This is a genomic window from Candidatus Accumulibacter propinquus (assembly GCF_056856495.1).
The window spans coordinates 551098-571483 of record NZ_JBSEHC010000003.1 but is presented as its reverse complement, the minus strand read 5'-3'; the positions used below and the strand labels follow the sequence as shown (position 1 = coordinate 571483).

Genomic DNA, 20386 nt, shown 5'->3' with positions numbered 1-20386 from the left:
CAGGCCGCTAGAATCCTAACAGTCCCGAGAACGACAAGACATTCATTTTCTGGAGTAACGCCATGCTATGCGGACGCACCAACGTTAACAAATTCCTGATCGAGGAACAGCGCCGGAATCCGGCGTTGGTCGGCGATTTTTCGATGCTGATCAGCGATGTGGTGCGTTCCTGCAAAGCCATTGCGCAAGGCGTTTCGCGCGGCTCGCTGGCTGGGGTACTCGGTGATGAGGGGCGCGACAACGTGCAGGGCGAAGCCCAGAAAAAACTCGATGTGCTGGCCAATCAGGCGTTCATTCACCATTGCGAGTGGGGTGGTCACCTGGCGGCGATGGCTTCGGAAGAAATGGACGATATTTATCCCATCCCCGCCGACAATCCTCGTGGCAAGTATCTGCTGGTTTTCGACCCCCTCGACGGTTCGTCGAACATCGACGTCAACCTGTCGGTCGGCAGCATCTTCTCGGTTCTGCGCTGCCCCGAGAATTGTAGTGGTGCCGCGCCGGGCACGGACGATTTTCTTCAACCTGGCAACCGTCAGGTTGCCGCCGGTTACGCGCTTTACGGACCCTCGACGATGCTTGTGCTGACTGTCGGCAACGGTACGCACGGTTTCACGCTCGACCGTGATATCGGCGAGTTCCTGCTGACCCACCCGAACCTGCTGATCTCGCCGGATACCCGCGAGTTTGCGATCAACGCTTCCAACGAGCGCTTCTGGGAACCGCCCGTGCAGCGCTACGTGAGCGAATGCCTGGCAGGCAAGACCGGCATTCGCGGCAAGGACTTCAACATGCGCTGGGTGGCATCGATGGTCGCTGAGGTGCATCGCATCCTGATGCGCGGTGGCGTCTTCATGTACCCCCGCGACAGCAAGGACCTGTCCAAGCCCGGAAGACTGCGCCTGATGTACGAAGCCAACCCGATGGCGATGATCGTGGGGCAGGCCGGCGGCCTGGCTTCGACCGGCAACGAGCGCATCCTTGATGTGCAGCCGACCAGCCTGCACCAGCGTGTGCCGGTAATCCTCGGCTCGCGCGATGAGGTCGAGCGTATCGAACGCTATCACCGCGAACATGAAAGCGGCGAGGATCAACCTTTCCGATCACCCCTGTTCTCAACGCGAACCCTGTTCCGGGTCGATTGAGGCGCGCAGCGACGATTTCCCCTAAAGCTACGGAGGCACTCCCATGTCGATCAAAAACCCGGTCATCGCGATTACCGGTTCTTCAGGCGCCGGTACGACGTCGGTGACGCGCGCATTCCAGCACATCTTCAGACGCGAGAAGCTCAACGCTGCGATCATCGAGGGCGACAGCTTTCATCGCTACGATCGCGTGGCGATGCGTGAGACGATGGCCCAAAGAAGCCTTGCCGGCGACCACCATTTCAGCCACTTCGGGCCCGAAGCCAACCTGCTGGCCGAACTCGAGGAACTGTTCCGGGAGTACGGTGAGAACGGCCGCGGCCGTAGTCGCCACTACGTCCACGACGACGCGGAAGCGAAGCTCTACGGATCTCCACCAGGCACGTTCACTGAATGGACCGACTTGCCGGCCGGCACCGATCTGCTCTTTTATGAAGGCTTGCATGCTGCCGTAACCACCGACAGCGTCGATGTCGGCCGTTATGTGGACCTGTGTATCGGCGTCGTGCCGATCATGAATCTCGAGTGGATCCAGAAGTTGCATCGCGACAAGGCCCAGCGGGGGTATTCGACCGAGGCGGTGATGGACACCATCCTGCGGCGGATGCCCGACTACATCCATTACATCTGTCCACAGTTCTCCAGGACACACGTCAACTTTCAGCGCGTGCCCACGGTCGATACTTCAAACCCCTTCATTGCCCAGGACATTCCGTCTCCGGACGAAAGCATGCTGGTGATCCGCTTCGCCAACCCGAAGGGCATCGACTTCCCCTACCTGCTGAGCATGCTACATGATTCGTTCATGTCGCGACCGAACATCATCGTCTGTCCGGGTGGCAAGATGGGCCTGGCCATGCAGATCATCTTCACGCCGATGATCATGCAGTTGATGGACAAGAAGCGCCGCACGCGCTGATGCTGAGCGCATATCATCTTGCTGTTTGATCCCGTGCCCTGTTTGAAGGAGGTTTCCGTGCCCACCGAATCCCGCAAGTTCCGCCGCCGCTGCGCCAACGCACTGCGTTTTCTCGCCATCGACGCCGTCCAGGCGGCGAATTCCGGCCACCCCGGAATGCCGATGGGTATGGCCGACCTGGCCGAAGTCCTGTGGCGGCGCCACCTGAAACACAATCCGGCCAACCCGCAGTGGGTCGACCGAGACCGTTTCGTGCTGTCCAACGGACATGGTTCGATGCTCATCTATGCCTTGCTGCATCTGAGCGGCTACGACCTGCCCATCGACGAACTCAAGCGCTTTCGGCAACTGCATTCCAGAACCCCCGGACATCCTGAACTGGGTATCACCCCCGGCGTTGAAACGACTACCGGACCGCTCGGACAGGGCCTCGCCAACGCCGTGGGGATGGCTCTCGCTGAACGTCTCCTGGCCGAAACCTTCAATCGCAACGGGCACACCATCGTCGACCATTACACCTACGCCTTCATCGGCGATGGCTGCCTGATGGAAGGTATTTCGCATGAGGCGTGCTCGCTGGCCGGGCGCCTGTCGCTGTCCAAACTGATCGTCTTCTATGACGACAACGACATCTCGATCGACGGCCATGTTCAGCCATGGTTTGCCGACGACACGCCGAAGCGTTTCGAGGCCTACGGCTGGCGTGTGGTAGCGCACTGCGACGGTCACGATGTGGACTCGATCGAAGCGGCCATCAGGATCGCCAAGACGCAGACTGGACGACCGACCCTGATCTGCTGCAAGACGATGATCGGCTTCGGTTCGCCGAACAAGGGCGGCACACACGACGTGCACGGTGCCCCGCTCGGCGCCGGCGAGATCGTCAACACCCGTCGCCAACTCGAATGGCCGTTTGCCCCTTTCGAAATCCCGGACGATGTACACGCCGGCTGGGACGCGCGCGCGCGCGGAGAAGCCGCCGAGTACGCCTGGGAGGAGAGTTTCTCCGCTTACCGTGCGGCCTATCCCGAACTCGCGGCCGAGTTCGCACGGCGCATGCGCGGCGAGTTGCCCGCCGACTGGGACGACCGGGTTGCCGCACTGCTCGACCGTGTGGCGGCGCAAACCGGTGCCGTGGCAACGCGCAAGGCGTCGCAGAACGTGATCGAAGCCATCGCCCCGGTCCTGCCCGAGTTGCTCGGTGGCTCGGCCGATCTGACCGGATCGAATCTCACCAACTGGAGCGGCACCCGCCCTGCCAACCGTGAAGCCGGCGGCAACTACGTCAATTACGGGGTCCGTGAATTCGGCATGACTGCGATCGCCAACGGCCTCGCACTGCACGGCGGCTTCATTCCCTACACGGCGACTTTCCTGGTCTTTTCGGACTACGCACGCAACGCCATCCGCATGGCGGCACTGATGAAACTGCGGCAGTTGATGGTCTATACGCACGATTCGATTGGTCTCGGGGAAGATGGACCGACACACCAGCCGATAGAGCACGCGGCATCATTGCGCCTGATTCCGGGTCTCGATGTGTGGCGTCCGGCCGATGCGGTCGAAACGGCGGTGGCCTGGACTGCCGCTCTGGGACGTCACGATGGCCCGTCATGCTTCCTGCTCTCCAGGCAGAACCTGCCGGCACTGCCGCGTACGGCGGCGCAGATGGCGAACATCGTGCGGGGTGGCTACGTCCTGTGCGAAGCCGACGCAGGGACGCCAGTTGTCGTGTTGATCGCTACCGGCTCCGAAGTCAGCCTGGCCCTCGCCGCCCAGAGCGTACTCGGCCAGGAAGGAATTGCCGCCCGCGTCGTGTCCATGCCTTGCACGCAACGCTTTGATCTGCAAACGCCGGCTTACCGCCAGGCCGTCCTGCCGCCATCGCTGCCGATGGTCGCCGTCGAGGCCGGACATCCCGATTTGTGGTGGAAGTATGTCGGACCGGACGGCGCCGTCATCGGTATCGACCGCTTCGGCGAATCGGCACCGGCTCCCGAACTGTACGAATTGTTCGGCATCAACGTGCCGAGCATCGTCGCGCAGGCGCGTCGACTGGTGAGGGAGAGCGCTGCAAGCACACCGGCGTGAGGGTTGGCGGACGGACCATTCCGGGCGATGCGACCAGCCACTCCTGGGCGGGAATCCTTGTTAGACTAGCAGGCTCTGAAACGCACGTTCGCGTCGCCACCTGCCGGTCCACTAGCCATGCTGTCTGCCTGTCGTTGCCTTGCCCCTTGCTGCCTGGCCATCCTCATTCTCACCGCCTGCGCTACCGCCGACAAACCGTCGGCGTCCGGTAATTCAGGGAAGGCGCCTGCGACGCATGAGGCAACACGTCCTGCGCAGGCCGTCAGGCCGGGAACAGGCAAGGCGCTGCCCTTCGCCGATGACGAGGCCCGGAGGACCGTCTACTTCGCCCTCGGCGACACGCTCATCGACTCTGACGGCGTCGAGGTTCTACGCCTGAACGCGCAGCGGCTGAAAGAGGACCCGCAACTGGTCGTGATTCTGGTTGGCTATACGGACAATCTGGGCAGCGCGGCCCTCAACCTTGCCGTGGCCGAGAAGCGCACCGAAGCGGTGAGCGAGAGATTGCGCTCGCTCGGCGTTCCGAGAAACCAGATTCGACGCCAACCTGTCGGCAGCGAACAAAGCAGCAAGTCGAAATGCGACAGTGAATCCTGCCGCTGGAGCATGCGGCGAGTCGAACTGGTCTACGAGCGGCGCTGAATCTTGACGGGCAGCCAGCGACACGAACAGGCCGTGGTGCTGGGTACCGCAGAGTCACGAAGGGGATCAGACGGGCGGCTGCCAGATGTTGCGGCAGCGGGTTTCCCGGATGCTCCACGACGCCAGCGCACCGAAGCTTGCCGTCCCGGCCAGTAGCAACAGGCCAGCCTGGAAATCCTGCGGCGTATACAGACGCGCCCCGGCTGCCGTGACTCCCCCCTGCCAGGTCCAATCCATCACCCGACCCACCAGCGGTTGCAGAATGGCGGCGGCGAGGAAACCGCCCATGTTGGTGACGCTGGTGGACATTCCCGAGAGCAGGGGTGGATTGACTTCCTTGGCGCAGGCCCAGGTCAGGGTAAAACTGGCGGTGACCAATCCCATCAGCGCGAACAGTGCATAACTCACACTCAAGGGCAGCGGACGGCCGGAAAGCCAGACCAGCCAGATCAGGGCATACAGATGGCTACCGACGATCAACACCGGTTTGCGCCGGCCGATCCGGTCCGAGAGCGTGCCGACAAACACGCATCCGACGGCAAAGGCTGCGAAATACAGGCTCACATGCTCGGCTGCAACGGCACGCGTCATGGCGTGTACCTGGGTGAGGAAGGGTGTTGCCCACAAGCCGGCAAAGGCAAAGAAACTGCCGCAGATGCCGAAATTGACGCAGGCCACCGGCCACGTAGCACGATTCTTCAGTACCGACAGCAGACCGGCGAGCACCACCGTGCGGTCGAAGCGCGGCCGCGCGGGCGTGCTCGCCGACGCAGGCGTACCCGGTTCCACGAGTTCCTCGCGCAGCAGGTGCCAACAAGCCAATCCGAGCAGAACCGATACTGCCGCGAGACCCACGAAGACACCTCGCCAACCGGTGATCTGTGCCAGCCAGGAGAGCGGCGCACCGGCCAGCACCGAGCCGAGGTTGCCAACCAGCATGCTGAGACCCACGAGGCTGGCAAAGCGGTGCTCGGCAAACGACAAGGCGATGATCTTGAGCATGGCGATGAAAGTCACCGACACACCGAGTCCGATCAGGGTACGTCCGATCAGCGCCAGATCCAGACTGGGCGCCATCCCGAACAGCAGGCTTCCGGCACCACCGACCAGCCCGCCAAGCAGGAGAATCAGGCGCGGCCCCAGCGTATCGACGAGAATGCCGGTTGGCACCTGCATCACCGTGTAGACGTAGAAGTAGGTCGCTGCCAGCACGCCGAGCGACGAGGCGGTGGTGTTGAACGCCGCGATCAGGTCCGGCGCGATCCCGGCCGGCGCAAAGCGCTGGAAGAAGGACAGCACGTAAGCCGCGACAACCACCGCCAGTGCCAGTGCACGGCGGCGTTGCTGGTCGGCGCGATCGCTGCTCATGTCGCTTGCCGGCGGCCCTGTTCCGCCAGCGCCGCGAGCACCCGGCCGGCGTTCTTCATGCAAGCCCACGGCTGGCCAGATCGCGCGCCAGAGCCCGGTCGACCTTGAGGAAATGGTTCACCAGCCAGTCGCGGATGAAGCCCATCAACTCGACCGAAATGGTTCCGCCGGCGTCGTACTGACGTTTGAACCTGGAGATCTCGTCTACCAGTTTGCGATGCGCTCCCAGGTGCGCCTCGCGGTCCGGATAGCGGTGCTTCTCCATCAGCTTCTGTTCGAAGCCGAAATGATTGACGGTATAGTTCACGAGTTCTTCGAGAATCGAGCCACAGGCCGCACGACCGGCTCCCGACTGCATGGCGGCGTTCAGGCGGTTGGCGATGTCGATCAGCACCTGGTGCTGGCGGTCGATTTCGGCATGTCCAACGGCCAGCGCACTCGACCACTCCATCAGCGGCTTGACTTTGGCGGCCTGACCACCCGCCGTTGTCGGCCGTCTGTCGCCCAGTTCGCCGATCTTGAAGCGCTGCACCATCGAGAACATCTCTCTGGACGCCGCTTCAAGGTCGGCTGCCGATTGCAGTGACTGCTTGATGACGTTTTCGGTCTGTCCGGAAGCGCTCATGACCTCGTCCACGTTGCTGACGATCTCTTCGATCCGCCGCGTCTGGTCGCGAGTCGCCTGCGACAGCGCCTGCATCTTCTGCAGCGTGTCCTGCGCCCCCTCCTCGATGGCATGCAAGGTTTCGGCAGCGTAGTTGGCCTGGGTCACGCCGCTGGCAATCACCGGTGCGGCCGCGCGCATGCCTTCCACCGCACTCTCGGTGTCGCTGCGGATGCCCTGCAGGATGCCGCCGATTTCGCTGGTGGCCTTGCTCGTTCGTTCGGCCAGCTTGCGCACTTCGTCGGCAACCACCGCGAAGCCGCGTCCCTGCTCGCCGGCACGTGCGGCTTCGATGGCCGCGTTAAGGGCCAGCAAATTGGTCTGGTCGGCAATCTCCTTGATCACCTGGGCCATCTGTCCGATCTCGCCGGTACTCGCCACCAGCCGGGAAACCTGGTCAGACGAAACGGCAACCGTGTCCGCGATGGCCTGCATTTCACCGGCGACTTTCGCCGCCACCGCAGCACCGTCATGGGCACGTCGCGCCACTTCGTGCGCGCCGTCCTCGGTGGCATGCACAAGTCCGTTCACGACCTCGACACTCGTCGAAACATCATCGATGGCCGAACGGGTATGACTGACCGCGCTGGCCTGTACCTGCGTGGCCAGATTGATCTCGTTGGACTGTGCGGAGAGCCGCTCGACGCTCGCCTGCAGTCTGTTCGCGTTGGTGAACACGGCCCGCAACATCGCCTTGAGGCTGTCCTGCATGTGCGCCAGAACCGACAGCACGCTCCCTTGATCGCCTGCCCGTAGCGGGATCTCGTGCGTCAGGTCACCTTCGGCGATTCGGTTGGTGACCCCCAGGGCGAGGCGGGGATCACCGCCGAACTCGCTGACGATGCTTTTCCTCACCACCCAGCCGGAGAGCAGCAGCACGACGGTGGCGGCCAGCGCCAGCAGAACGCTGTGCAGGGCTTCCTCGCGGAAGATCCGGTCGACGTCGTCGATATAGATACCCGAGCCGATGACCCAACCCCAGGGTTCGAACTTCTTGACGTACGACAACTTGGTAAACAGCTCGCTGGTCACGCCACCGCCGGCGAGTGGCTTCGGCCAGAGGTACTCGACGTAACCCTCGCCGGCCTTCTCGACCACTTCGTTGAAACTGACGAAGAGGTTCTTCCCGTCAGCCGGAAGCTTTTCGCCGTTCAGGCCGGCCTGCAGGAAGATCGCCTTGTTGAATCGCGCTTCATCGAGCACCTTGCCGTCGAGAGCGGGTACCGTCGGATGCATGACCATCTTCGGCACCGGTTTGCCGAGGTCGTTGATCCAGAAGTACTCGGCTTTTTCGTAGCGCAAGCGTTTCACCGCTGCGATGGCCTGCTGCTTGGCTTCTTCCTCGGTCAACGTGCCCGCTTTTTGCAGGCTGTAGTAATGATCGACGGCGCTGGTCGCCGTCTCGACCAGGTGCCGTGTCTTGACCTGCCGGTCGGAGTAAAGCAGGCCGTGCAGCGACAACAGGCTCTCCCAGACAATCAGCAACATGGCCAGAAGCGCCAGTACTGCCGTCAGCGACAGGCGGTTCATCAGACTCAGGCGACGCAACGCAGCAACCATCTCGACCCCCCCATTGTTTCACCAGCCCAACTGGTAACCAGTGATGCTGTACCAATCAAGCCAAAGATGCAACCATCTGTGGATTCGAGGAGACGCTGGAATGCAAATCACTCCCCGTGGGAACCGCCCAGGGAACCCGCCGCGTTGTCCTCCAGGCGGCACCACTCTCCCGGACGCGCCAGCCGAGCGGGCGTCCGGGAATCGCCCGTTGGACTACATGCTGCGCCGATACTGACCGCCCACTTCATACAGGGCGGTGGTGATTTGCCCGAGCGAACAGACCCGGACAGCATCCATGAGAACGGCGAAGACATTGCCGTTCTCGATGACTGTGTGCTTGAGGTGCTCGATCATCGGACCGGACGCTGCCGCGTTGCGACCCTGGAAGTCGCGCAGGCGCGTGAGTTGCGACTGCTTTTCCTCTTCCGTCGAGCGCGCGAGTTCAATCTCGATCTGGGCGTCGCCCCGCGGATTGCGGAAGGTATTCACCCCGACGATAGGGAACGAACCGTCATGCTTCTTGTGCTCGTAATAGAGTGATTCCTCCTGGATCTTGCCGCGCTGATAGCCGGTTTCCATGGCCCCGAGTACGCCCCCGCGCGCGGCAATGGCTTCGAATTCCTTGAGCACGGCCTCTTCGACCAGATCGGTCAGTTCTTCGATGATGAACGAGCCCTGGTTCGGGTTCTCGTTCATCGCCAGCCCCCACTCGCGGTTGATGATCAACTGGATAGCCATCGCGCGCCGAACCGATTCCTCGGTCGGGGTGGTGATCGCTTCGTCGTAGGCATTGGTGTGCAGCGAGTTGCAGTTGTCGTAGATGGCGATCAGCGCCTGCAGCGTCGTCCGGATGTCGTTGAACGCCATTTCCTGCGCGTGCAGCGAACGCCCGGAAGTCTGAATGTGGTACTTCAGCTTCTGGCTGCGCTCGTTGCCGCCATACTTGTTCTTCATCGCCACGGCCCAGATGCGGCGGGCGACACGCCCGATCACCGAATACTCGGGGTCCATGCCGTTGCTGAAGAAAAACGACAGGTTCGGCGCGAAATCGTCGATGTGCATGCCGCGCGCCAGATAGGTTTCGACATAGGTGAACCCATTGGCCAGGGTGAATGCCAGTTGTGAAATCGGATTGGCACCGGCTTCGGCAATGTGGTAACCGGAAATGGACACCGAATAGAAGTTGCCGATGTGGTTGTGTACGAAGAATTCCTGGATATCGCCCATCATCTTGAGCGCAAACTCGGTCGAGAAGATACAGGTATTCTGCCCCTGATCTTCCTTGAGAATGTCGGCCTGCACCGTGCCGCGAACATTGGCCAGCACCCACACGCGAATCTTCTGGATCTCGTCTTCGGTCGGGTCGCGACCGTTGTCGCTACGAAACTTCTCGACCTGCTGATCCATCGCGGTGTTGAAGAACATCGACAGGATGATCGGTGCCGGACCGTTGATGGTCAGCGAAACCGAGGTGGTCGGCGCACAGAGTTCGAAGCCGTCGAACAACACTTTCATGTCGTCCACGGTGGCGATCGAAACACCGGAGTTGCCCACCTTGCCATAGATGTCTGGCCGGGCATCGGGATCGCAGCCGTAGAGGGTGACCGAGTCGAAGGCCGTCGACAGGCGCTTGGCAGGCATCCCTTCGGAAACCTTCTTGAACCGCCGGTTGGTACGGAAGGCATCGCCTTCGCCGGCAAACATGCGGGTCGGATCCTCGTTCTCGCGTTTGAAGGCAAAGACCCCGGCGGTGAACGGGAAAGCCCCCGGAATGTTCTCCTTCATCAGGAAACGCAGCACTTCGCCGTCGTCCGCGTAGGTCGGCAAGGAGACCTTGCGGATGCGCGATCCGGAGAGTGAGGTGTTGGTCAAGCGGGTGCGTATTTCCTTGTCGCGAATCTTGACCACGTACTCGTCCTGCGCATAGAGTTCGACGGTCTTCGGCCACATGTCGAGCAGCTTCGTCGCCCGGGCGTCGAGTTGCGCATTCTTCCAACTGATCATTTCATCGAAATCGCCGGCGGCCTTGCCCTGTGCCTGGAAGAGGGTTTTGGCCGTCCTCAGTGCCTGCCGCTGGCGAGCGATCTCGGCCTGTTTGGCGGTATGGGCATGGTAGCTGCGCACCGCTTCGGCGATCTCGGCCAGGTAACGCACCCGCTGCGCCGGCACGATCGCCCGCTGGTTCGACGATTGCCGAACATTCACCAGCGGCAGTTTGCCGCGCTTGAACTTCAGCCCCAGCGCCTGCAACTTGGGCACGATGGCCTGATACAGGCCGGTCACGCCGTCGTCGTTGAAACGCGCGGCCATGGTGCCGAAAACGGGCATTTCGTCGGGGCTCTGGGTGAAAGCCTCGTGGTTGCGCTGATATTGCTTGCGCACATCCCGCAGGGCATCCTCGGCGCCCTTGCGGTCGAATTTGTTGATCGCCACAAAGTCGGCGAAGTCGAGCATGTCGATCTTTTCGAGTTGCGAGGCGGCGCCGAACTCCGGCGTCATCACGTAGAGCGAAACGTCGACCAGCGGCACGATCGCTGCATTGCCCTGCCCGATTCCCGAAGTTTCGACGATGACCAGATCAAAACCCGCCAGTTTGCAGGCGGCAATCACTTCCGGCAGTGCCGCGGAGAGTTCGGAACCCGTTTCGCGTGTCGCCAGCGAACGCATGTAGATATTCGGGTGCTCGATGGCGTTCATGCGGATGCGGTCGCCGAGCAAGGCACCGCCGGTGCGCTTGCGCGAAGGATCGATGGAGATGATCGCCAGCTTGACGGTATCACCCTGATCGAGCCGGAAACGGCGGACCAGTTCGTCGGTCAGCGACGACTTGCCGGCACCACCCGTACCGGTAATCCCGAGCGTAGGTACCTTGAGGCCGGCAGCGGCATGCAGGATTTTCTTGCGCAGGGCCTCGGGGTAGGCGCCGTTTTCGAGCGCGGTGATGGCCTGCGCCAGCTTGCGGCGATCACCCGCCTTCAACGCGCTGAGCACGTCCTCAGGATCCTGCGGCGCCAGCGCCGAGAGGTCGAAGTCGGACTTCGCCACCACCTCGTTGATCATTCCCTGCAAGCCCATCGACTGACCGTCCTGCGGCGAATAGACGCGGGTCACACCGTAGGCGTGCAACTCGTCGATCTCGCTCGGGACGATCACCCCGCCACCACCGCCGAAGACCTGGATGTTCTCGCCGCCACCGGCACGCAGCAGGTCGATCATGTACTTGAAGAACTCGACATGCCCCCCCTGGTAGGAAGTGATGGCGATTCCCTGCACATCCTCCTGCAGCGCCGCGTTCACAATCTCCTGCACCGAGCGGTTGTGGCCGAGGTGGATGACCTCGGCACCGGTCGACTGCAGAATGCGGCGCATGATGTTGATCGACGCGTCGTGCCCGTCAAACAACGAAGCGGCGGTGACAAAACGCACCTTGTGCTTGGGCTTGTAGGGCAGAAGCTTCTTGGCGATGGAAAGGTCGGTCATGTCGTTCGCGCTCCATGAAAATCAGAAAGGTCGTGGTTGCCGGGAAATGCACGGGGACATACATGGTAGGAAGTTGACGGCAAGAAAGCCATTACCCAATACGCCGCCGTCAATGTAAATATTGCCAACTTGAAATATGCTGTCAATACACCACCTTGCGAGAGGCCAATGCCATACCCTGAGAAGACTGCCAAGCCCGCGGCCAAAGACGGTGCGCCGCCAACCGCCGCAGGCCCGGCCCCGGCGCGCGCCACGGTGGCCATTGCCTTCGTGCAAGGGATGCTGGCGGGGCTTGAACACGCCGGCCGTGACACCACCGCGCTCCTTGAACATGCGCACATTCCGACGCAGGTGCTGCGCGACCCGCAGGCGCGTGTGCCCGTCGATCGCTATGCCGAGCTCTACAACCTGATCAACCGCGAACTCGACGATGAAGGCTTTGGCCTGTTCTCGCTGCCGATACGCATGGGCAGCTTCGAGTTCCTGTGCCGCAGCATCATTACCGCGCCGACGCTGGCCGACGCCATCGAACGCAGTGTCCGCTTTCTGCGACTGCTGCTGCCCGACCTCGCAGTCCATTTCGAAAGCCGGCCGGGGCAGGAGCAGGCCTGCCTGTGCATTACCGAGACCCGGCCGTTGCAGATCGGGCGGGTGTTCGCCTTCGAATGGCTGCTGCGCCTGCTGCACGGTCTCTTCTCCTGGCTGGTGGGGCGCAGCATCGTTCTCGATTCGGTCGCCTTCCCCTACCCGCGGCCACTGCATGCGGACGATTATGCGCTGATCTACACGGCGAACTCGACTTTCGACGCCGCCGCGCTGCGCGCGCTGTTTGCCGCCAACCTGCTCGACTTGCCTGTCCGGCGCGACGAAGCGGCGTTGCAGGGTTTCCTCGAAGGCGCTCCGGGCAAACTGAGCACACTCTATCGCCGTGACCGTGAAATGGTCCTGCGCGTGCGCAAGGCCCTGCGCGACGCGCTGCCGGCGTCCTGTACGCTCGGTGACGTCGCCCGCGCCTTGTATTTGTCGCCACGCACCCTGCATCGCCGCCTGGAAGACGAAGGATCCAGCTTTCAGGCGATCAAGGACGCCTTGCGCCGCGACCTGGCCACCAATCGCCTGGCCAAGACCCGCCAGCCGGTGGCCCAGATTGCCGCTGAACTCGGTTTTGCCGACACGGCGGCTTTCTACCGCGCGTTCCTGCGGTGGACCAGCATGGCCCCTGCGCACTACCGCCGCAGGCTGCAGGCAGCGACCGGCGGGGCGATGAACACCGCACAGCAGATTCCCAAGCCGCCCTGAAACGCGCGGGAGGGACAGCGGCGACGACCGGCGGACCTCAACGGTCGGTCATGAAGCGGGTGGCGTTTTCAAGGTCGGCGTGGGTACTGCCACTGTACAGGGCATTGACGAACTTGCGCCAGATCAGGTCGGGTTCGCCAAGACGGAAGCCGTACATGCCGCCGTTCGACTCCCGGGACGCCGAAACCTGGATACGCGAGACTTCGGCGGGTCCCAGCTGGATCGTGACTTCCCCCCAGACGTCGATCGGAACGGCAGTCAGTGCGTGCGCCTGGAAACCGTAGCGCGAAAGCTGCACGATCTCGAGGGCGACCTTGCTCTCCTTGCCGTCGGCACCGACCACTGAAAACCGTGCCGGACAGCGTACCGAAAAACGCCGGTGTCGCCTGCGCACGCTGCGATCCTGCTCGCCCTCCGCAATCACCGGCAGCACCGCTCGGTACGCCGGCAAATCGTAGATCGTATGCAGCAGGCACTTCTTGCGATCGCTCAGCTCACTGAAGACGCTGGTGCGTACATTGAAAAAGTAATCGAGCAGATCGGGGGTCAGTACCGGGTCGTTGGTGGTGTAAAAGCGGCGCGCCGGCATCTTGATGTTGGGCATCTCGAGCTGCCAGAAAAATGCATGCAGATTCCGCCGCGGCGGCTTCGACGCATAGTGTTTGCGGAAGATTTCCGGAGCGGCCCGCAGGTCCAGGGTTGCACCTACCGCCGGCGCACCATTCACAAAGTCGTAATTTTCGACCACATTCTGCGTCAGGCGCTGGAAGAAGAGCAGCGACTCGTACATCTGGATATGGCTGGGGTTGACGGCGATCACCAGATGCCGAACATCGAAGAAACTGGTGCAGTACTCGCGCATGAACTTCATCAGCGGAAACAGGATGCTGCCGCCGGTGCGGCGGAAACGCTTGTGGACCGCCAACGCCGACACCTCGGCAACATTTCCCTTCTTCTCGCGGATTGCCGTCAGATCGAAAATCCGCTGCAGCGGAAAGCCGAGAACGCTTTCCCTGATCAGCGACAGCGTCCCGACCACTTGCCCATCGTATTTCGCGCACAAGGTCGTGGTCGTCGGCAGGGCATGGTAAATGGTGACCCGCATCCCGGAAGGATGCGGCTTCATGAATCCGCTGCCGACATAGGCGTCGTGCAACAAGGTGAAGCACGCCTCCAGTTCCTCTTTCGTCTCGGCAATCTTCAGTACCAGCCGCTCGTCCGGCGCCGGGTCACAGTCGACAAAGTTGCGGTAGACCGCGAAACGCCGTTCGCGTGGGAGAAAGTTGAACAGCTTTCTCAGCGTCCCGCCCAGCATCTTCCGCACCGGCAGGATTAGCCTTCTGATCCTCACCATCCCATCCCCTCAGCAACGATTACGGTCCGAAATGCACGCTCTCCCCATCGATGCACGAAAACCCCCGGCTTTTCCTCCCAAAGACTGCCGGAACCCAATTAGTCTGGTGCAAGTGTACTGTACCCAAAATCCGGAAGAAAAGCGCAGAACAGCTTCACACCGCCCGGCAGGTCTCCTCCAGCCATCCCATCTTATCAAAGGGCAGCACCGCCACGGCGAATGTTTGACTCCTTGCGACAAACAACTGCCATCCCGATCGTCGGGCGCGCATTTGCCGCACCCAACGGAAGCCTTTGCGCGGGAAAAAGGGAATCCGCGGTTGCGGCTACATTCATATGGCCCCGATGGCACGCAAACGGGCAATCTCCGGCGGTTCCCAACCCAGTTCGCCTAGGATGGCGTCGCTATGTTCGCCCAGAGCAGGCACCGCATCCATCCGCGGCGTGAAGGCATCGACCTCGCCGGGAGGCAGCAGGGCCGGAATCGGGCCGGCCGGAGTCTGCACATGGATCCACCGCCGGCGTGCCGCCAGTTGCGGATGTTGCCAGACATCGTGCATGTCGTTGATGCGTGCGTTGGCAATCTGCGCGGCGTCCAGCCTGGCGATCAGTTGTTCCGAACTCAGGCCCGCGAAGCAGTCGACGATCAGCGGTTGCAGTTCTTCGCGGGCGGCCGTGCGCAAGGCGTTCGAGGCGTAGCGTGGATCGCCCGCAAGATCGGGACGTTCGAGAACCTGGATGCAGAACACCTGCCACTCGCGTTCGTTCTGCAGGCCGAGCATCACCATCCTGCCATCGCCGGCCGGGAACGGACCATACGGATAGATCGTCGCGTGCGCGGCACCGGCTCGCGGTGGCGGCGCCGCTCCTTCGAATGCGTAGTACAGCGGATAACTCATCCACTCGACCATGCTTTCAAGCATCGACACCTCGATGTGGCAACCACAGCCGCTCCTGCCGCGCTGCAGCAGCGCGGCCAGGATGTGGCTGTAGGCGTACATGCCGGCCGCGATGTCGGCAATCGAGCAACCGGCCTTGGCTGGCGCGTCTGGCCCACCGGTGACCGAGAGGAAACCTGACTCGCTCTGGATCAGCAAATCATAGGCCTTCCTGTCGCGATAGGGCCCGTCGCTACCGTAACCGGAAATGTCGCAGACGATCAGTCGCGGATGTTTCGCGTTCAGCGCCGCGTACGACAAGCCAAGACGCGCGGCGGCGCCCGGCGCCAGATTCTGCACCAGGACATCCGCCCGATCGAGCAGGCCAGCCAGGATGCCGGGTGCCTCGGCGTGCTTGACGTCAAGCGTCAGACTCTCTTTCGAGCGGTTGGTCCAGACGAAATGCGAAGCCAGACCGCGCACGCGCTGGTCGTAAGCGCGCGCGAAATCGCCACTGCCGGGGCGCTCGACTTTGATGACCCGTGCCCCGAGGTCGGCCAGTTGACGGGTACAAAATGGCGCCGCAATGGCGTGTTCGAGGGTGACTACGGTGATGCCATCCAGTGGACGCATGCGGCAAGCCTCAGAAAGAGCGCGGTAACCCGAGCAGATGCTCGGCGACGTAGGAGAAGATCAGGTTGGTCGAGATCGGCGCGACTTGATACAGGCGCGTTTCGCGAAACTTGCGCTCGATATCGTATTCGTTGGCGAAGCCGAAGCCACCGTGAGTCTGCAGGCAGACGTTGGCCGCCTCCCAGGAGGCTTTGGCGGCAAGGTACTTGGCCATGTTGGCCTGCGCGCCGCAGGGCTGCTGCGCATCGAACAGGGTGCAGGCCTTGAAACGCATCAGGTTCGCCGCCTCGATTTCGATGAATGCCTCGGCGATCGGGAACTGGACCCCCTGGTTCATGCCGATCGGCCGGTCGAAAACGATGCGCTCGCTGGCGTAGCGGCTGGCGCGTTCGATGAACCAGTAGCCGTCGCCGATGCACTCGGCGGCAATCAGCGCGCGCTCGGCGTTGAGGCCGTCGAGGAGATAGCGGAAGCCCTGGCCTTCCTCGCCGATCAGGTTCTCGGCGGGAACTTCGAGGTTGTCGAAGAACAATTCGTTGGTCTCGTGATTGACCATGTTCGCGATCGGTTGCACCGAGAGGCCATTGCCGACCGCGTCATGCAGATCGACGACAAAGATCGACAGGCCTTCGGATTTCCGGGGCGCCTCGGCAAGCGGCGTCGTGCGCGCCAGCAGGATCATCAGGTCCGAGTGCTGTACACGCGAAATCCAGACCTTCTGGCCATTGACCAGGTAACTAGCGCCCTTCCTGACCGCGGTGGTCCGGATGCGGGTGGTGTCGGTTCCGGTACTCGGTTCGGTGACCGCCATCGACTGCAGGCGCAGTTTGCCGGCGGCGATCGCCGGCAGATATTTTTCCTTCTGGGCGCGGCTGCCGTGGCGCAGGAGCGTGCCCATATTGTACATCTGGCCATGCACGGCGCCGGAATTGCCGCCGCAACGGTTGATCTCTTCCATGATCACGCTCGCCGCGGTCAGTCCCAGGCCCGAACCGCCGTAAGCCTCGGGAATCATCGCCGACAACCAGCCCGCTCCGATCAGCGCATCGACGAAAGCCTCGGGATAAGCGCGCTGCGCGTCGATCGCCCGGAAATACGCGTCCGGGAACTGACGGCAAAGGGCACGCACGGCATCGCGGATTTCCTGGTGTTCGTCGGGACGGTCGAGCATCGCTGTCTCCTGATCTGGCGTTGACTTGCGCCGGCAATTGCTGGCTACGGTCGGCGGCTAGCGCACCCGTCATTATCGCTGCTGGGCACCGCTGACGCAGTCGCCAACAATGAACCTTCGACGCGCCTGAAGGCACTTTCCCGGCGGCAGTACCACGTGCTGTCGCCGGCTTGGTGTGCGATACTCCTGCCGTTACCCACACGCAGCCCGAATGCCCCCCGGCGGCGCGCGCCGCCGCCCGAGCCATGGAAGGTACCCATGCCGCCTGAAAACAAACTCCCCGATGCGGCGCAGCGAGTTGCCGACCTGCTCGCCAGGAATGGCCACGCCGGACCGATAGTCATGCTGCCGGCAACCGGCAAAACATCTGCCCAGGCGGCAGCCGGCCTTGGGTGCACTGTCGCCGAAATCGCCAAGTCCATCGTCTTCCGCCGTCTTGCCGACGACACGGCGGTGATGGTCGTCGCCAGTGGCGCCAACCGTGTCGACGAGCAGAAAATCGCGGCGCTGGTCGGGCCTCTCGGCAAGGCCGACGCCGCCTTCGTGCGCCAGCACACCGGCTACTCGATCGGTGGCGTTTGTCCGATCGGACACCTCAGGGAAACGATCATTCTGGTCGACCAGGACCTGCTTCGTTTCGACAGCGTCTGGGCGGCTGCCGGCCACCCGCACGCTGTTTTCAAGCTGACGCCACGTGAACTGTTGGCCCTGACCGGAGCGCAGGCGGTCGATGTCGCCTCACGGCACTTGGCGTGAGCCCTGTGAAACACGCCAAGAGCAACCTGCGCATCGAACGGCGCCAGGCAACTGACGGCGTCATCCGGCACGCCTGAGCCGTCCTCCCCCCGCCCGACGCCCATGCTTCAGACCAGTTGGCAAACCTACGATCACTACGGCTACGCGATGGCCGCCGTGCTCGGCACGTTTGCCGCGACAGCAGCCCTGCAATGGTTGATCCAGCGGTCGCGCTGGGCGCCGTGGGCGCGTTCGCTGCATGGCGTTGCGCCGCCGTTCATCAACATCATCGGCGTGCTTTTCGCTCTCACCCTCGCGTTTCTGGCCAATGACACCTGGAGCGCACACGACCGCGCACTGCGTGCCGTCTACAAGGAAGCCGATTCGCTGCACAGTCTGGCGACACTGTCGCAGTCACTCCCGACTCCGCTCAGGGCGCAATTGCGCGCCGCCCTGGTCGGTTACGCCTCGGCCAGCGCCGCGGAATGGCAACTATTGGCCCGACGCGCCGAAAGCCGCGAGGTCGTCGAGCGTGCCGACGCCTTGCTGGTGCTGCTGGCCAGCAGCGAGATCGCTACGGCAGCCGGGGCGAACGTACAGGCGCTGATGCTGCGCAAGGTCAGTGAAATTCGCGACGAGCGTGATCAGCGGGTAGCGCTCAGCCAGACTCACGTCAATCCCCTGAAGTGGCTCGGGATGGCTTTTCTTGGCCTGCTGACCCTGCTGTCGATCGCCGTGGTGCACGTCGACCGGGCACGCGCGGCACTGGTGTCGATCGTCCTGTTCGCGCTGGCTGCCGCGCCCACCGCGGCGATCGTCCTGATTCAGGGCAACCCCTTCCAGGCGCCAACCGACGTGACACCAGCGCCCATCGAAGCGGCCGTGGCCGACATGTCGGAATGTTCTGGACAGGCAACGGCGTTCCGCCCGGCAGCACCCTGTTGATTCGGCTGTCGATGGCGGTCTGACGCGGCGGCTACGGCACGTGAATGTGGTAGGTATTGCGTCCGGAAGCCTTGGCAACGTACATCGCGGTATCGGCGTGGCCCAGCAGACTGGCCTGATCCGGGCCATGCTCCGGGTACAGCGCAATCCCGACGCTGCAGCCCACCTGCACCATCTGTCCGGCGACTTCGAACGGACGGCTGACCTCGGCGATGATGCGACGAACCACACCCTCGACGGCTTCCACAGACTCGGGAGCTGACAACATGACCACAAACTCGTCGCCACCGATCCGCGCAACGGTATCGACCTCGCGCACGGTCGCCGTAAGGCGGCTGGCGATTTCGCGCAGCAGGGTGTCTCCTGCCGCATGCCCGAGTTCGTCATTGATCGGTTTGAAGCGGTCAAGGTCGATGAACGCGACGGCGACCGCACGTTCGTCGCGCGCAGCCTGTGAGAGTGCCTGTTTCAGGCGCTCCTCAAGCACCCTGCGATTGGCCAGCCCGGTCAACAAGTCTTGCCGCGCCTGGCTTTCCAACTGGGCTTCGTATCTTTTTTGCTCGCTGATGTCCTGCAGCGTTTCGACGGCGCCGATCACCCGCCCATCGGCACCGTGCAGCGGTGCGGCCGTAAAATACAACCACCGCCCACCGCCCGGGAAATTGGGGAAGTGATCCTTGGCTTCCCAGGCGCCCGCCATCAGGGGGGAAGGCTGGTACTTTCCGGCATAGAACTTCGCCACCTCCCCAGCCGCGGCATCCAGAACCAGGTCGGCCATCACCGGCCGTGGTTCGGGATAAAATGGCCACCAATGCTGCCGGGAGCCGATCATCTGTTCCGACGGCACGCCAGCCATCGACTCGCAGGCCCGATTCCAGTGCGTGACCCGATGCTCGGCGTCAATGACGAACATCGGCACCGGGCAGCCTTGCACGATTTCCGACAAGAGCACGGCCACATCGCGCGCCGTCCGTTCCGCCTCCCGCTGCGCGGTGATGTCGCGAAAGGTTTCGACGGCTCCGACAATGCGACCACTATCGTCGCGCAGCGGCGACGCGGTGAAAGCCAACCACTTGCCGCCGGCCGGTAGCTGCGGGAAGAAATCCTCGAACTCCCAGCCATTCTCAATCAACGCCGAGGGATGATACTTGCCCGCGTAGTGGCGTTCGAGATCCTCTGCACGGCAGCCGGTCAATACCAGATCAGCCATCACCGGCCGCTCGCTCGGATAAAACGCCGACCATGCGCCAGTTCTGCCGATCATGAAGCGGGCGGGAATCCCGGTCAGCCGCTCACAGGGAACATTCCATAAAATGACGCGGTGCTCGTTGTCGACGGCGAACATCGGGATGGGCAAGGCATCGACGATGTGCTTCGCCAGTATTTCCGCTACCCCAGCCGCAAAGAGGCTTTCGCCCGTCGCGTCGGTCATGATCTGTGCCCCGTTCTGATGTGCATGGTTCGGGGCAACGACAGACCCCGCGAGTCGGGAATTATCGCCCG

At 62.6% G+C, this 20386-nt stretch carries 14 protein-coding genes; 7 read left to right on the top strand and 7 right to left on the bottom strand.

Features of this window, described 5'->3' with window-relative positions:
• Window positions 1-62: 62 nt before the first annotated feature.
• The 4 genes from AC15MQ_RS08700 to AC15MQ_RS08685 all read left to right on the top strand — a co-directional run bounded on the left by AC15MQ_RS08700 (window position 63) and on the right by AC15MQ_RS08685 (window position 4797).
• Entirely contained in the window at window positions 63-1145 is a 1083-nt protein-coding gene (locus tag AC15MQ_RS08700) for a class 1 fructose-bisphosphatase (RefSeq protein ID WP_287654695.1), read from the top strand.
• Window positions 1146-1188: 43 nt separating this feature from the next.
• Window positions 1189-2064 carry a phosphoribulokinase gene (locus tag AC15MQ_RS08695; protein ID WP_287667909.1) on the top strand — a complete coding sequence of 292 codons (876 nt, stop codon included), beginning with the start codon at window positions 1189-1191 and terminating at the stop codon, window positions 2062-2064.
• A gap of 57 nt (window positions 2065-2121) precedes the next feature.
• Window positions 2122-4155 carry a transketolase gene (gene tkt, locus AC15MQ_RS08690; RefSeq protein WP_287667906.1) on the top strand — a complete coding sequence of 678 codons (2034 nt, stop codon included), beginning with the start codon at window positions 2122-2124 and terminating at the stop codon, window positions 4153-4155.
• Window positions 4156-4272: 117 nt separating this feature from the next.
• Window positions 4273-4797, top strand: a complete 525-nt coding sequence (locus tag AC15MQ_RS08685) for an OmpA family protein (RefSeq protein ID WP_287654698.1) — start codon at window positions 4273-4275, stop codon at window positions 4795-4797.
• Between the two features lie 66 nt (window positions 4798-4863).
• On the opposite strand, the gene AC15MQ_RS08680 is transcribed toward AC15MQ_RS08685, so the two are convergent.
• The 3 genes from AC15MQ_RS08680 to icmF form a co-directional block, all read right to left on the bottom strand.
• Window positions 4864-6165, bottom strand: coding sequence for an MFS transporter (locus tag AC15MQ_RS08680; protein WP_287654699.1), 1302 nt, complete (start codon window positions 6163-6165; stop codon window positions 4864-4866).
• Window positions 6166-6220: 55 nt separating this feature from the next.
• The gene (locus AC15MQ_RS08675) at window positions 6221-8389 is read right to left on the bottom strand and encodes a bacteriohemerythrin (protein ID WP_483079898.1); all 2169 of its coding nucleotides are present in this window, start codon (window positions 8387-8389) and stop codon (window positions 6221-6223) included.
• Between the two features lie 213 nt (window positions 8390-8602).
• On the bottom strand, window positions 8603-11869 hold the full coding sequence (gene icmF, locus AC15MQ_RS08670; protein ID WP_483079897.1) for a fused isobutyryl-CoA mutase/GTPase IcmF: 3267 nt from the start codon (window positions 11867-11869) through the stop codon (window positions 8603-8605).
• A gap of 168 nt (window positions 11870-12037) precedes the next feature.
• On the opposite strand from icmF, the gene AC15MQ_RS08665 reads away from it, so the two are divergent.
• The gene (locus AC15MQ_RS08665; protein ID WP_483079896.1) at window positions 12038-13168 is read left to right on the top strand and encodes an AraC family transcriptional regulator; all 1131 of its coding nucleotides are present in this window, start codon (window positions 12038-12040) and stop codon (window positions 13166-13168) included.
• A 37-nt stretch (window positions 13169-13205) separates the two neighbouring features.
• On the opposite strand, the gene AC15MQ_RS08660 is transcribed toward AC15MQ_RS08665, so the two are convergent.
• The 3 genes from AC15MQ_RS08660 to AC15MQ_RS08650 form a co-directional block, all read right to left on the bottom strand.
• Window positions 13206-14483: a GNAT family N-acetyltransferase gene (locus tag AC15MQ_RS08660; protein WP_483080629.1), complete on the bottom strand. Its 1278-nt coding sequence runs from the start codon at window positions 14481-14483 to the stop codon at window positions 13206-13208.
• A gap of 370 nt (window positions 14484-14853) precedes the next feature.
• Window positions 14854-16032, bottom strand: coding sequence for a CaiB/BaiF CoA transferase family protein (locus AC15MQ_RS08655; protein ID WP_483079895.1), 1179 nt, complete (start codon window positions 16030-16032; stop codon window positions 14854-14856).
• 10 nt (window positions 16033-16042) lie between these two features.
• Window positions 16043-17203, bottom strand: a complete 1161-nt coding sequence (locus AC15MQ_RS08650; protein WP_483079894.1) for an acyl-CoA dehydrogenase family protein — start codon at window positions 17201-17203, stop codon at window positions 16043-16045.
• Window positions 17204-17461: 258 nt separating this feature from the next.
• On the opposite strand from AC15MQ_RS08650, the gene AC15MQ_RS08645 reads away from it, so the two are divergent.
• Both AC15MQ_RS08645 and AC15MQ_RS08640 read left to right on the top strand, forming a co-directional pair.
• Window positions 17462-17959 carry a YbaK/EbsC family protein gene (locus AC15MQ_RS08645; protein ID WP_483079893.1) on the top strand — a complete coding sequence of 166 codons (498 nt, stop codon included), beginning with the start codon at window positions 17462-17464 and terminating at the stop codon, window positions 17957-17959.
• A gap of 102 nt (window positions 17960-18061) precedes the next feature.
• A complete protein-coding gene (locus AC15MQ_RS08640; protein ID WP_350497766.1) occupies window positions 18062-18883 on the top strand; it encodes a bestrophin-like domain in 822 nt (273 codons plus the stop codon).
• Between the two features lie 31 nt (window positions 18884-18914).
• On the opposite strand, the gene AC15MQ_RS08635 is transcribed toward AC15MQ_RS08640, so the two are convergent.
• Window positions 18915-20315 carry a sensor domain-containing protein gene (locus tag AC15MQ_RS08635; RefSeq protein ID WP_483079892.1) on the bottom strand — a complete coding sequence of 467 codons (1401 nt, stop codon included), beginning with the start codon at window positions 20313-20315 and terminating at the stop codon, window positions 18915-18917.
• Window positions 20316-20386 lie beyond the last annotated feature (71 nt).

Coding starts and splice junctions, on each gene's coding strand:
- AC15MQ_RS08655 (WP_483079895.1), bottom strand. CDS start 16,032: ATGCGTCCACTGGATGGCATCACCGTAGTCACCCTCGAACACGCCATT.
- AC15MQ_RS08665 (WP_483079896.1), top strand. CDS start 12,038: ATGCCATACCCTGAGAAGACTGCCAAGCCCGCGGCCAAAGACGGTGCG.
- AC15MQ_RS08685 (WP_287654698.1), top strand. CDS start 4,273: ATGCTGTCTGCCTGTCGTTGCCTTGCCCCTTGCTGCCTGGCCATCCTC.
- AC15MQ_RS08675 (WP_483079898.1), bottom strand. CDS start 8,389: ATGGTTGCTGCGTTGCGTCGCCTGAGTCTGATGAACCGCCTGTCGCTG.
- AC15MQ_RS08680 (WP_287654699.1), bottom strand. CDS start 6,165: ATGAGCAGCGATCGCGCCGACCAGCAACGCCGCCGTGCACTGGCACTG.
- AC15MQ_RS08650 (WP_483079894.1), bottom strand. CDS start 17,203: ATGCTCGACCGTCCCGACGAACACCAGGAAATCCGCGATGCCGTGCGT.
- AC15MQ_RS08635 (WP_483079892.1), bottom strand. CDS start 20,315: ATGACCGACGCGACGGGCGAAAGCCTCTTTGCGGCTGGGGTAGCGGAA.
- AC15MQ_RS08695 (WP_287667909.1), top strand. CDS start 1,189: ATGTCGATCAAAAACCCGGTCATCGCGATTACCGGTTCTTCAGGCGCC.
- AC15MQ_RS08700 (WP_287654695.1), top strand. CDS start 63: ATGCTATGCGGACGCACCAACGTTAACAAATTCCTGATCGAGGAACAG.
- icmF (WP_483079897.1), bottom strand. CDS start 11,869: ATGACCGACCTTTCCATCGCCAAGAAGCTTCTGCCCTACAAGCCCAAG.
- AC15MQ_RS08645 (WP_483079893.1), top strand. CDS start 17,462: ATGCCGCCTGAAAACAAACTCCCCGATGCGGCGCAGCGAGTTGCCGAC.
- AC15MQ_RS08640 (WP_350497766.1), top strand. CDS start 18,062: ATGCTTCAGACCAGTTGGCAAACCTACGATCACTACGGCTACGCGATG.
- AC15MQ_RS08660 (WP_483080629.1), bottom strand. CDS start 14,483: ATGCTGGGCGGGACGCTGAGAAAGCTGTTCAACTTTCTCCCACGCGAA.